The 12,840-nt window shown below is 57.7% G+C and carries 14 protein-coding genes; 9 read left to right on the top strand and 5 right to left on the bottom strand.

From position 1 onward, the window contains the following. Positions 1–37: 37 nt before the first annotated feature. From G6N80_RS09430 to dnaN, 5 genes are all read right to left on the bottom strand, one after another. Positions 38–334 carry a DUF1330 domain-containing protein gene (locus G6N80_RS09430; RefSeq protein WP_062555141.1) on the bottom strand — a complete coding sequence of 99 codons (297 nt, stop codon included), beginning with the start codon at positions 332–334 and terminating at the stop codon, positions 38–40. Between the two features lie 39 nt (positions 335–373). Next, positions 374–1,072 carry an orotidine-5'-phosphate decarboxylase gene (pyrF, locus tag G6N80_RS09425; RefSeq protein ID WP_165133290.1) on the bottom strand — a complete coding sequence of 233 codons (699 nt, stop codon included), beginning with the start codon at positions 1,070–1,072 and terminating at the stop codon, positions 374–376. Further along, positions 1,072–1,671 carry a histidine phosphatase family protein gene (locus tag G6N80_RS09420; protein ID WP_165133287.1) on the bottom strand — a complete coding sequence of 200 codons (600 nt, stop codon included), beginning with the start codon at positions 1,669–1,671 and terminating at the stop codon, positions 1,072–1,074. Before G6N80_RS09420 ends, pyrF begins: the two co-directional genes overlap by 1 nt. A gap of 8 nt (positions 1,672–1,679) precedes the next feature. Next, positions 1,680–2,276: a phospholipid N-methyltransferase PmtA gene (pmtA, locus tag G6N80_RS09415; RefSeq protein ID WP_062555144.1), complete on the bottom strand. Its 597-nt coding sequence runs from the start codon at positions 2,274–2,276 to the stop codon at positions 1,680–1,682. 122 nt (positions 2,277–2,398) lie between these two features. After that, on the bottom strand, positions 2,399–3,517 hold the full coding sequence (dnaN, locus tag G6N80_RS09410) for a DNA polymerase III subunit beta (protein WP_062555145.1): 1,119 nt from the start codon (positions 3,515–3,517) through the stop codon (positions 2,399–2,401). Positions 3,518–3,778: 261 nt separating this feature from the next. Between dnaN and rsmI the strand changes: the two genes are divergently transcribed. From rsmI to G6N80_RS09365, 9 genes are all read left to right on the top strand, one after another. Further along, entirely contained in the window at positions 3,779–4,690 is a 912-nt protein-coding gene (gene rsmI, locus G6N80_RS09405; RefSeq protein WP_062555147.1) for a 16S rRNA (cytidine(1402)-2'-O)-methyltransferase, read from the top strand. After that, positions 4,671–5,045: a YraN family protein gene (locus G6N80_RS09400; protein ID WP_062555148.1), complete on the top strand. Its 375-nt coding sequence runs from the start codon at positions 4,671–4,673 to the stop codon at positions 5,043–5,045. Before rsmI ends, G6N80_RS09400 begins: the two co-directional genes overlap by 20 nt. 128 nt (positions 5,046–5,173) lie before the next feature. Next, positions 5,174–6,496, top strand: coding sequence for a sn-glycerol-3-phosphate ABC transporter substrate-binding protein UgpB (gene ugpB / locus G6N80_RS09395; RefSeq protein WP_165133284.1), 1,323 nt, complete (start codon positions 5,174–5,176; stop codon positions 6,494–6,496). A gap of 107 nt (positions 6,497–6,603) precedes the next feature. Then, positions 6,604–7,488 (top strand): sn-glycerol-3-phosphate ABC transporter permease UgpA, encoded by an 885-nt coding sequence (gene ugpA, locus G6N80_RS09390; RefSeq protein WP_062555150.1) that lies wholly within the window; start codon positions 6,604–6,606, stop codon positions 7,486–7,488. Positions 7,489–7,497: 9 nt separating this feature from the next. Continuing rightward, positions 7,498–8,346: a sn-glycerol-3-phosphate ABC transporter permease UgpE gene (ugpE, locus tag G6N80_RS09385; RefSeq protein ID WP_062555151.1), complete on the top strand. Its 849-nt coding sequence runs from the start codon at positions 7,498–7,500 to the stop codon at positions 8,344–8,346. Position 8,347: 1 nt separating this feature from the next. Next, positions 8,348–9,439: an ABC transporter ATP-binding protein gene (locus tag G6N80_RS09380; RefSeq protein ID WP_165133281.1), complete on the top strand. Its 1,092-nt coding sequence runs from the start codon at positions 8,348–8,350 to the stop codon at positions 9,437–9,439. Between the two features lie 100 nt (positions 9,440–9,539). Then, positions 9,540–10,049 (top strand): cupin domain-containing protein, encoded by a 510-nt coding sequence (locus G6N80_RS09375; RefSeq protein WP_165133278.1) that lies wholly within the window; start codon positions 9,540–9,542, stop codon positions 10,047–10,049. 69 nt (positions 10,050–10,118) lie between these two features. Then, complete coding sequence (gene gshB, locus G6N80_RS09370) at positions 10,119–11,072, top strand: glutathione synthase (protein ID WP_165133275.1); 954 nt, start codon at positions 10,119–10,121, stop codon at positions 11,070–11,072. Between the two features lie 136 nt (positions 11,073–11,208). Beyond that, positions 11,209–12,741, top strand: a complete 1,533-nt coding sequence (locus tag G6N80_RS09365; RefSeq protein ID WP_165136993.1) for a YifB family Mg chelatase-like AAA ATPase — start codon at positions 11,209–11,211, stop codon at positions 12,739–12,741. The last annotated feature ends 99 nt before the right edge of the window (positions 12,742–12,840 follow it).

The following is a 12,840-nucleotide window of genomic DNA, read 5'->3' as shown; positions in this document are numbered from 1 at the left end:
TATTCAATGCGCTCCCGCAACAGAGGATGCCTATGTCTCAAACGTCTCCGATGCCTTCGACAACCACCATTTCCGCATCGGCAACCTGCTGACGGATCTTGGCGGCAATCTGATATTCCGGAGACTTATAGCAATCGACTGCGGCCTGCATTGAGGGAAACTCGATCACGACGTTTCGGGCTCTCGCCGTTCCTTCCAGCCGCGTGTGATCGCCACCGCGTGCCAGAAACTTTGCGCCATACTTCTCAAACGCTGGTTTGGCCGCAGCCACATAATCCTTGTACCGTTCCGGATCACGAACATCGACGCGCGCAATCCAGTATCCCTTCGGCATGGCTTCCTCCATATTCAACGTCACTGAATGAAAGGCGCCTTATGCGGAAAGCGCAAGTGCCATTTCATCAAGGATCGATTTTGCCGCAGCAAGAGGATCACTTGCCTTGACGATAGGCCGTCCGACAACCAGATGGCTCGAACCGTTCCTTATCGCATCGCCAGGCGTCACCACGCGCTTCTGATCGCCCGCGTCAGAACCCGCAGGACGAATTCCTGGTGTAACGAGTGCCATGTCCGGTCCGATGACGCTGCGCACGGCAGAGGATTCCTCGGCAGAGCACACGATGCCGCCCATCCCGGCGTCTCGGGCCTGCTCGGCGCGCTTGAGAACCAACGAGCGAGGATCGGTGTCGTAACCCGCGTCCACGAGATCCGCCGCGTCCATTGATGTGAGGACGGTGACGCCCAGCAGGCAAAGATCCGATCCCTTCGCTGCCGCAACCGCTGCACGCATTGCCTTCGGATAGGCATGAAGCGTCAGCATGTTCACGCCCATCTTGGCGACATTTTCGACCCCGTGGGCAACGGTGTTGTCGATGTCGAGCAGTTTCATGTCGAGAAAAACGGATTTTCCGTCCCGAACCAGATCGTGTGCCAGTTCCAGTCCGCCGACGAAAGCCAGCTGGTAGCCGATCTTGTAGAAGGAAACCGTCTCGCCAAGTGTGCGGATCAGCGCCTCTGCCTCGCCGACGGTCGGTACATCCAGGCCCAAGATCAGGCGGTCACGAGCATCCATCACGTTTCTCCTTGCCAGAATTCCATCGGTGTCCACTCGCATTTGAGACGGCACTCGGCAAGATTGCGCGCAAGAGAAAAGCAGAAAAGATTGCCGCCGCCTGGAGGCTGATCGCCGTCTCGAGCGATGGGCCGACCCGCAAGCGAGCACTTGAGGAGCGTTCCAACCCCGCCGTGGCCTACAAACGCGATGGGGCGGGCGGGATCATGTTCCAGAATGATCTGAGAAATCGTGGTCACGATCCGCTGTTGCGCATCGATAGCCTTCTCCCAACCCCGAAAGCTATGGGAGGGATCCGCGAAAAAGCGATTGGCCGCCTCTTCATGAGCGTCATGCGTGAGATAGCCCGTCGAGGACCGGTCGATCTCGTGGCTGGCGCTTGCGATTTCGACCTCGACGCCAGCCGCCTCGGCCAGGATTTCGGCTGTCTCGATGGCCTTCCGCTCGGGGCTGCTGACGATCCGCTGCAACTTGGCCACCCATGGACGTGCTGCTGCAGCAAGAACGCGTTCACGCCCAAGCGGCGACAGGCTCCAGTCAGGAACCGCAACCTGCGGGTCGATCTGCACCTGAGGATGACTGATATAGAGCCCGAACATGTCCTGATTTAATCAGGGCGCGTATAGGTCCACAACTGGGCCGGTGGCAAATTGCGCACGACAAAGTCGAAATGCTTGATGCGATACCGATCCGGCTTTGCAATGATGGGTGAAACCGGTCCATAGGTGATCTGCATCACCGGGCGGCCGTGTGGCATGCGGTCCAGCAGGTCTTCCAGAAGCCAGATCCGTTTTTCCATTGGGAAGCTCAGCATCGGGATGGCGGAGATGACAGCGTCGAACTTGCGATCCTTGAAGTCGCCAAGAATGGTCTGGAGCTCGAAAGCATCGCCGTTGACGAAGCGCACGTCCGGCATGGTCCGCATCAGATGCTGATAGAAGTCCGTCGAATACTCGATGGATACGAGATCCTGTGGCTTGATGCCCCGTTTCAGGATTGCCTTGGTGATGATGCCCGTGCCGGGACCAAGTTCAAGAACCGGAAGACCGGACTGCGGATTGATGACGCTTGCCATCCGGCGTGCTGTGACGCTGGAGGTGGGCAGGATCGCCCCAACCTGCTTGGGACCCTCCATCCATCCCTTGAAGAAACGGATTTCCTCATCGAATTTACGGCCCAGTCGTTCCTTCAGGCGCAATTCCATCAACTATCTCCCGCGAATCTATTAACCGTTCATCGCGCCGTCATGACGCAAAATCAAGAAAAAATGTCGCATCTGAAATGCGGCAGAAAAAAGGGCCGCGGCTGCGACCCTTGAAATTTAGATTAAACACGCATCGGCATCAGCACATAAAGTGCGTCATCGCCCGCCGTATCCCGTACAAGTGTCGGCGAACCCGCATCGGCAAGAAGGAAGATTGCATCCTCGCCGGAAAGTTGCGCCGTGATGTCCAGCAGATACTTGGCATTGAAGCCAATTTCCATCGGTTCGCTTTCATAGCCCACGGCGACTTCTTCCGTGGCGCTGCCGGAATCGGGATTGTTGACTGTCAGAAGCAACTGCCCATCGCTCAATGCCAGCTTGACGGCGCGGCCACGTTCGGAGGAAATCGTGGATACGCGATCGACAGCGCGGGTAAAGCTCTGGCAATCCACGCGCATTTCCTTGTCGTTTCCGGTGGGAATGACGCGCTGGTAGTCCGGAAACGTGCCATCAATCAGCTTCGACGTCATGACAATTCCGCCAAGCGTCAGCCGGATCTTGGCATCCGAAACCTCGACGGTGACGACCGCTTCGGCATCGTCCATCAACTTCTGCAGTTCGCCCACCGTCTTGCGGGGAATGATGATGCCTGGCATGCCTTCCGAACCGGAGGGCGCCTCGATATCGGCGCGAGCAAGGCGATGTCCATCGGTCGCAACGGCTCGCAGCTTCAACTGACCGCCTGTTTCGATCGTATGGAAGAAAATGCCGTTGAGGTAATAGCGCGTTTCTTCTGTCGAGATCGCGAACTGCGTGCGGTCGATCAGCATCTTCAGATCGGATGCCTTGATCTTGAAGCTATGCGTGAAACTTCCCGCCGTCAGGTCAGGGAAGTCAGCTTCGGGCAGGCATTGCAGCGAAAACTTGGAACGGCCGGACTGAACCGACATCGTGCTGCCATCCGGATTGACGGCCAGAAGAACCTCCGAACCATCGGGTAGCTTGCGCACGATTTCATAGAGAAGATGCGCCGGAACCGTCGTCGCGCCGGCCGTCTCGACCATTGCCGGAAGTTCTTCGGTGATCTCGAGATCAAGGTCCGTCGCCTTCAGCGCCAGATCATTGCCGGAAGCACGCAGCAGGACGTTGGAGAGGATAGGGATCGTGTTGCGGCGCTCCACCACCCGGTGAACGTGATTCAACGATTTCAGGAGGTTGGACCGCTCAAGAGTAATACGCATGGGATGCTACCGCTTTCGACCGTGCCGGCTTCCGGTGAGAAGCCGAATGTTATTCTCGTCCGTCAGTCTGGTCGGACGGATGTGGATCGGCAAAATGGCAGACAAAGCGGCAAAAAGGCAAGAGGCCCCTCCGATTCTCGGGTCGGAATCAAGTTGGTGCATCAACTACTCACAGCTTTCCACATGGTTGCCGCTTTTGCCTTGCCCAGCATGGGGCGCTCGCCCATAAAGACGTAACAATAATAAGGCAGGCATTGAGCAGTGACGGAAGATCGACAACAGGCGGCGAAAACCTATCGGATCGGGAACACGGCGATCCCGGCGCGACCGCTGGAACCGGCACTCTATCTCGTGGCAACTCCCATCGGCAATCTGGGTGATATCACCCTGCGCGCCTTGGAAACCTTGGCAGGTGCTGATGTGCTGGCCTGCGAGGATACACGGGTCACGCGCGTGCTGCTGGATCGTTTCGGCATTACGGGCAGGCCCTATGCCTATCATGAACACAACGCCAATGAGGCTGGACCGAAGCTTCTTGCCGCTCTGGAGGCAGGAAAATCTGTGGCGCTGGTGTCAGATGCCGGCACTCCGCTGGTTTCCGATCCGGGTTATCGCCTGGGCCAATTGGCGATCGAAGCGGGTTATCGGGTCATACCGATTCCAGGCCCCTCGGCACCGCTGGCCGCCCTTGTGGGGTCGGGCCTGCCATCGGATGCATTTCTGTTCGCAGGCTTCTTGCCGGTGAAGGAAAAAGGCAGGCGGGATCGCCTGGCAGAGCTTTCCAAGATCCCGGCAACCCTGATCTTCTTTGAATCGCCCCACCGGATTTCAGATACGCTCACCATTGCAGCGGATGTTCTTGGCCCGTCACGTGCAGCTTGCGTGTGCCGTGAACTGACCAAGACCTTCGAGGAGTTCCGCCGCGGCACGCTGGGCGATCTGTCAGAGCAGTACAAGGACGCAACGGTCAAGGGCGAGATCGTTTTCGTCGTCGGTCCGCCAGACTATGACGATATTCCCGCCGCCGTTGACGTGGATATCATGCTGAGGGAACTCTCTGCCAGCATGCCCGCCACCAAGGCCGCTGCGGAGGCGGCCCGCCTTACCGGTCTGTCGCGCAAAGATCTTTATCAGCGCCTGATTGAGTTGAAAGATGCCGAAGACAGTCATTAATGACGGCAAGCGGCGCAGAACTGCCGAACGCCGTGGACGGCTCTCCGAATACTGGGCCGCGTTATATCTGATGGCCAAAGGTTACCGCATCGTCGCTCTTCGTTATAGAACACCGCTGGGAGAGATCGATCTCATCGCGCGCAAAGGCAATCTGGCCGTCTTCGCCGAGGTCAAGGCGCGCAAGTCGGAACACTCAGCCGTCGAGGCGGTGAGCTTCTACAGTCAGAGCCGCATTCGCGCAGCAAGCGACCTTTGGCTTGCAAAGCAAAGGAAGGCATCCGTCTTGTCGTTGAGATATGACATCGTAGCGGTAAGGCCTTGGCGTCTACCGAAACATTTCGTCGATGCGTTCTGAGTGTTTTTGCATGCCTGTGCAAATTCGATGATGTTGTAACAGTTATGTCATATATATTTCAAGGACCTGTCACGGAAGGTCGCTAATCACCCCCTCATCCTAAACTGAAGGAAAGAGGGACGATCCCCATGTTCAAGAAGCTTGGCCTTGCAGCGGCAGCGTTTGCTCTGTCTGCCTCCACATCGCTTGCGGCAACTGAAGTTACCTGGTGGCACGCCATGGGCGGCGAGCTTGGTAAGAAGCTCGAAGAGATCGCCACGAAGTTCAATGAAAGCCAGAGCGAATACAAGGTCGTTCCCGTTTACAAGGGCTCTTACCCAGAAACCCTGACGGCTGCCATTGCAGCGTTTCGCGCCAATCAGCAGCCTGCTATCGTTCAGGTTTTCGAAGTCGGAACCGGCACGATGATGGCGGCCAAAGGTGCCGTTTACCCCGTTTACAAGCTGATGAAGGACGAGGGCGAAAGCTTCGAGCCGAAGTCGTTCCTCGGTCCGGTTGTCGGCTATTACTCCGACACGCAGGGCAATATCCTGTCGCTGCCGTTCAACTCGTCAACGCCGATCCTCTATTACAACAAGGACGTCTTCAAGAAGGCTGGCCTTGATCCGGAAGTTGCTCCGAAGACCTGGAAGGAAGTCGAGGAGTTTTCAAAGAAGATCGTAACATCGGGCGCGGCCAAGTGCGGCTTCACGTCTGCCTGGATCACCTGGGTACAGACAGAAAACCTTTCCGCCATTCATGACCAGCCGTTCGGCACGCTGGAAAACGGCTTTGGTGGTCTCAAGACCCAGTTCTCCTTCAATGGACCGGTTCAGCAGAAGCATTGGGCAAACTTGAAGAAGTGGCAGGATGAAGGCCTCTTCAAGTATGGCGGCCCCGTCGGTGGCGACAACGCAGCAACGATGTTCTACGCGCAGGAATGCGCCATGACGATGAACTCGTCTGCAGGCCGCGCCGGCGTCATCAACAATGCCAAGGATTTCAAGCCGGGCTTCGCGCCGCTTCCCTACTATGACGACGTGACCAAGGAGCCCAAGAACTCCATCATCGGCGGTGCAACGCTGTGGGTTCTTAACGGCAAGGACAAGGCGACCTACAAGGGTGTAGCCAAGTTCTTCAGCTATCTTTCCAAGCCTGAAGTCCAGGCCGACTGGCACCAGTACACCGGCTATCTGCCGATCACCAACGCCTCCTACGATCTCGGCAAGAGCCAGGGTTATTACGACAAGAACCCAGGCTCTGACGTTGCCATCAAGCAGATCATGCGCGGGACGCCAACCGCCAATTCCAAGGGCGTCCGCTTCGGCAACTTCACTCAGGTCCGCACGATTGTGGATGAAGAATTCCAGGCTCTGCTGGCTGGCAAGAAGGACGCCAAGCAGGCTCTGGATAGCGCGGTAACCCGTGGCAACCAGCTTCTGCGCGAGTTCGAAAGCGCCAACACCAACTGATCCTGTCGATCATCGGAAGGGGGCCAGGCATCCTGCCCGGCTCCCTTTCGTCCGTTTTTGCGCATCCGGTGCGATTGACCGGTGGCGACAGAGCCGAAAGAGCGGCCATGGATACCAAACGTACGACCTTCCACGCGAAGTTTCTTCCTTACATGCTGCTCCTGCCGCAGCTCGTCATCACACTCGTATTTTTCATCTGGCCTGCCGGACAGGCCGTGAAATCCTCCTTCGAGCGCGAAGACCCCTTTGGTCTTGCCACGACCTTCGTGGGCCTTGCCCATTACCGGAAGCTGCTCAGTGACCCGACCTATCTGGACGCGATGGCGCGGACGGCCGTTTTTGCCGTTTCGGTCACAGCGCTTTCCATGCTGCTGGGCCTCGCCTTTGCTGCAGCCGTGGATCGACTTGCGCGCAGTGCAAAATTCTACACGACGCTTCTCGTCTGGCCTTATGCGGTAGCGCCGGTCGTCGCGGGCGTTTTATGGTGGTTTCTCTTCAATACCTCGACGGGGCTCATGCCCTTTGTGCTGGAACGCTTCGGCATTCGCTGGGATCATGATCTCAATGGCACGCATGCGATGATCCTGATCATTGTTGCGGCTGCCTGGAAACAGATCTCCTACAATTTCCTGTTTTTCCTGGCCGGTTTGCAATCCGTGCCGCAGGCGTTGATGGAAGCTGCCGCAATCGATGGCTCCGGCCCCGTGAAACGCTTTTTCACCATTTCGCTGCCGCTTCTCTCGCCCACCACCTTCTTCCTGTTCATCATCAACGTGAACTACACGATGTTCGACACCTTCCCGATTGTTGATGCAACGACGGTTGGCGGGCCGGCACAGGCAACGACCACGCTCGTCTACAAGGTCTATCAGGATGGCTATCTCGGCTTGAACCTCGGCTCCTCCTCGGCGCAATCGGTCCTTCTGATGCTCATCGTCATGGTGCTGACGTTCGTTCAGTTCCGCTACGTCGAACGCCGCGTGCAGTATTGAGAAACGACCATGGTTGAAAACAGACCCCTCCTGAACATCCTCACGCACGCCTTCCTGCTGCTAGGCTTCGCCATCGTGGCCTTGCCGGTCTACGTTGCGGTGATCGCCTCCACCCACGATGTTTCGACCTTGATGAGCAGCCGGATTCCCCTGCTGCCGGGGGATCATTTCATCGAGAATTATCGGATGATCCTGACCAATGCTTCGGCTGCAAATGGCCTTCCGAACTATTCCCACATGGCGCTGAATTCGCTGATCATGGCTCTGGTGATCACAGTGGGAAAGATCGCGATCTCTATTCTGTCAGCTTTTGCGATCGTCTATTTCCGCTTTCCGTTCCGGGTCTTGGCTTTCTGGATCATTTTCGTGACCCTGATGCTGCCGGTGGAAGTGCGCATCATGCCGACCTACAAGATTGTCGCTGATCTGGGCATGCTCAATTCCTGGGCCGGTTTGACGATACCGTTGATCGCATCAGCAACTGCCACCTTCCTGTTCCGCCAGTTTTTCATGACGATCCCCGATGAGATGCTGGAGGCGGCACGTGTCGATGGTGCGGGGCCGATGAAATTCTTCCGCGATATTCTGCTGCCGCTGTCCCGCACGAATATCGGTGCGCTCTCGGTCATCCTCTTCATCTACGGCTGGGTGCAATATCTCTGGCCGCTGCTGGTCACCACCGATCCCGGTTACTACACGCTGATGATGGGCATGAAGCGCATGGTCACTGTGCAGGATGGCGTAATCCAGTGGAACCTCGTGATGGCCGGTGCCGTGCTTGCCATGCTGCCCCCCATCCTCATCGTCATATTCATGCAAAGGCTGTTCATCCGCGGCCTTACTGAAACGGAGAAGTAACATGGCCTCGATTTCGATCGACAAGGTCTCGAAGATCTACACGGGTGGCGTGAAGGCGGTAAATTCCGTTTCCATCGATATCGCTGACGGCGAATTCATCGTCCTGGTCGGCCCCTCCGGCTGCGGCAAGTCAACGCTGCTTCGCATGCTGGCCGGGCTGGAAACGATTTCGGAAGGCGAGGTTTCTATCGCGGGGCGTGTCGTCAACCGCATGGAACCGGCCGAGCGCGACATCGCCATGGTCTTCCAGAACTATGCGCTCTACCCGCATATGACGGTCTACCAGAACCTCGCCTATGGCTTGAAGAATCGTGGCACGCCGAAGGCGGAAATTGATGCACGGGTGGCCGAAGCCGCGCGCATGCTGGAGATCACCCAGTATCTGGAGCGCAAGCCGCGCGCGCTTTCCGGCGGTCAGCGTCAACGCGTTGCCATGGGACGTGCGATCGTACGCAAGCCTGCGGCCTTTCTCTTCGACGAGCCGCTCTCCAATCTCGATGCGAAGCTGCGCGTGTCCATGCGCGGCGAAATCAAGCGTCTCCAGCGGCGTCTCGGCACCACCTCGATCTATGTGACCCATGATCAGCTGGAAGCCATGACACTGGCGGACCGGCTGGTGGTGCTGAACGGCGGAGAGATCGAGCAGATCGGCTCTCCACTCGAAGTCTATCACGCACCTGCATCCACCTTTGTTGCAAGTTTCATTGGCTCTCCCGCCATGAACCTTGTTCGGGCAGAGGTGCAAGGCTCCAAACTGACGATCGGCTCCGGACAGCTGGAGCTTTCAACAGCGAGGCCCTCGGGAGTGGTGACCGTGGGGTTGCGGGCAGAAGATCTGCGGTTGGCGCCGGCCGGCGAGACAGGGCTTCCCTTCCGGCTGGATTACATCGAAGAACTGGGCTCCCAGCGTCTTGCGCATGGTTTTGTCGGAGATCAGTCTCTGACAGCGGCTTTTCCTGCCGAAACCTTCCTTGCGGAAAACCTTTGTCTGGTGATTGATCCGGCACGGCTTCATTTCTTCGATCCAACCAGTGGAAAAAGGCTTGCGGTGGAGGGGTCGAGGCCACTTGGCCGATCTGCAGCCAGCGCATGATCCGAATTTCGGGCAAATGACTAAAATGCGAGTGACCCCGGAAACCTGATCCTCGGTTGTGCCTGATACTCTCCGCCTGAATCTCGCAGTGGGGGAAAGTATGGTTTTGAAACTGGCCTTGGCTGGAGCTCTGGCTCTGGCGCATCGTAGACGGACTGCCAATGAAGTGGCAGTCCCCGCTCCGTTCATCGGTGCCAGCAACGAGCATCTTGTAAAGGATCTGGTTTCCTCGCCCATAGAGCCCAGCTGGATACTGTCCGGAAGCCCTGAGGCGCGAGTTGCCTACCATTCAAATGCGACTGACAAATGTGCCTGTACGGCGATGTGGGATTGCACGGCTGGCTCATTCAGGTGGTTTTTTGGCGAAGATGAAACCGTCGTCATTCTGGAAGGCGATGTTTTCGTCATCGCGGAAGATGGCACGCAGAAACTGCTGAAAGCAGGCGATGTCGGTTACTTCAAGGCCGGAACCTGGGCGACCTGGAAGGTGGAGCGCTATGTCCGAAAGATCGCCTTCATGCGCCAGCCGCTCGATCTGCCCGTTTCCCTGTTTTATCGTATCCGCAGGCGCATCATCCGCAAGCTGAAGGGCCGAAGAACAGCACTCTGAGCCCATTCTCGCGTTGCCATTGCCCCTCAGGCATCCTACATCTGCCAGGTAATCTCTTGAGGGGCAGTCATGGCCAATATTCGTAAAGTCGCGTTCCAGATGGACCACGTGTCCGGCATCAATATCGCCGGAGATTCTACCTTCGCCATGGCGCTGGAAGCGCAGGCGCGCGGCTACGAACTCTTTCACTATACGCCCGACAGGCTGACCATGCGCGATGGCAAGATATTTGCCGCCGTGGAAGCCATGCAGTTGCGTGACGAAAAGGGCAATCATTTCACGCTCGGCGAGCGGGAGCGCGTCGATCTGTCGACTATGGATGTCGTCCACCTGCGGCAGGACCCGCCCTTTGACATGGGTTACATCACATCTACCCATCTTCTGGAGCGTATCCATCCGAAGACGCTGGTCGTGAACGATCCTGCCTGGGTGCGCAACTCACCGGAAAAGATTTTCGTGACCAAGTTCGCGGATCTGATGCCGCCGACCCTGATTACCAAGGATGTTGGCGAGATTGCCCGCTTCCGGGAGGAGCTCGGCGACATCATCCTGAAGCCGCTCTATGGCAATGGCGGCGCAGGCGTCTTCCACTCTGCCCGTGATGATCGCAACTTTTCGTCGCTTCTGGAAATGTTCGGCCAGATGTATCGCGAGCCTTACATCGCTCAGGCCTATCTGCCGGCCGTGCGCAAGGGTGACAAGCGAATCCTCCTCGTTGATGGAAATCCGGTGGGCGCGATCAACCGCGTGCCAGCAGAGCACGACGCCCGCTCCAATATGCATGTCGGCGGACGTGCAGAGCCGACGGAGTTGACCCGCCGCGAGCAGGAAATCTGCGAGCGTATCGGACCAGCGCTGCGGGAGCGCGGCTTCCTGTTCGTCGGGATTGATGTCATCGGTGACTACATGACCGAGATCAATGTCACGTCTCCAACCGGCATTCGCGAAGTCAAGAAGTTCGGCGGGGTCGATGCAGCCGCGCTGCTTTGGGATGCGATCGAGGCAAAGCGTTCTGCCGCTTGAGAGTTGAGGCACTTCAAATTTAGGTGCAACTTTAACAGGAATTTTGTTCTCTAATTGTTCTTGTTTCCGCCTTCAAGTTGTGCTTGATTGCACGCGAGCTTCGGTGCTGCTGCCGAAGCGTGGCTGGCAGGTGGAAATGGTCGCGCGTGTTAATACGGTTGCCTTTCAGGGCATAGAGGGCGTCCCTGTTGACGTGCAGGTCATGGTGGGCCCGGGGAAGCTCGCCATGCAGATCGTTGGCCTGCCGGACAAGGCGGTAGCGGAGAGTCGTGAGCGCGTACAGGCAGCCCTGCATGCCTCCGGTCTCGCGCTGCCGCCGAAAAGGATCACGATCAATCTGGCGCCTGCGGATCTTCCCAAGGAGGGATCTCACTTTGATCTGCCGATTGCACTCGGGCTGATGGCTGCCTTGGGCGCCATTCCAGTCGAAGCACTGGCAAGTTACGTTGTGATTGGCGAGCTCAACCTGGACGGAACACTGGCTGCAGTGGCCGGTGCCTTGCCTGCAGCCATTGGTGCAAATGCGCTCGGCAAAGGGCTCATCTGCCCGGCAGACAGCGGTGCGGAGGCCGCCTGGGCCGGTGCCGAGTTCGATATTCTGGCACCTCGCAGTCTGATTGCGCTGGCCAACCATTTTCGCGGAAGCCAGCTTCTTTCAAGGCCAGCACCGGCAATTCGTGCAGCTCCCACCAGTTTGCCGGATCTCGCCGAGATCAAAGGACAGGAAAGCGCCAAGCGAGCGCTGGAAGTTGCTGCGGCGGGTGGTCATAATCTTCTGATGGTGGGGCCGCCAGGTTCTGGAAAGTCGATGCTGGCGGCGCGCCTTCCTTCCATTCTTCCGCCGCTTTCTGCAGCGGAGCTTCTGGAAGTCTCCATGATTCACTCGATTGCGGGTCAACTTTCGGGAGGGAAGCTGTCGGACCGGCGTCCGTTCCGCACACCGCATCATTCGGCCACCATGGCAGCGCTTGTCGGTGGCGGTTTTCGGGCAAAACCGGGTGAGGCATCGCTGTCACATCACGGCGTGCTGTTCCTTGACGAATTTCCCGAATTTTCCCCGCAGGTCCTTGATGCCTTGCGACAGCCGCTGGAAACGGGCGAGTGCATCATTGCACGCGCCAATCACCGGGTCTCTTATCCGGCCAATATACAACTGGTCGCTGCCATGAATCCGTGCCGATGCGGTATGGCCGGTGAGCCGGGGCATACCTGTGCCAAGGGCCCTAAATGCATGACGGATTATCAGGCACGCATCTCCGGGCCTCTGCTGGATCGCATCGATATCCGTATCGACGTGCCCGCTGTTGCGGCAGCGGACCTCATCCGTCCTCGTCCGGCGGAAAGCAGTGCCGATGTAGCTGCCCGCGTCGCGAAGGCAAGAGATCGCCAGCGCCGGAGGTTTATTGCCGCAGGCATGCCCTATATCAGCACCAATGCAAGATGTTCGACCTCGCTCATCGAGCAGGTCGCTGAACCTGACACTGCCGGAGCACAGTTGTTAAGGGATGCGGCTGACAAGATGAAATTCTCGGCGCGTGCCTATCATCGGGTGCTGAAAGTAGCCAGAACACTTGCGGATCTGGACGACTGCGACCGTGTTGGGCGCATCCATCTCGCGGAAGCCATATCCTACCGAATAGCAGGTGAAAGGTTGACTGCAGCCGTCTGACGACAGGCTCTTGAGATAACCAGGGAGGTTCGGTGATGAGTAGAGCGGATGACCGCTTGTACACCTCTCACGCCAGATGTCGGGCTGACCTCTGCCATG

Source organism: Rhizobium rhizoryzae, from assembly GCF_011046895.1.
Taxonomy (GTDB): domain Bacteria; phylum Pseudomonadota; class Alphaproteobacteria; order Rhizobiales; family Rhizobiaceae; genus Neorhizobium; species Neorhizobium rhizoryzae.
This window is presented reverse-complemented; position numbering and strand designations above follow the sequence as displayed.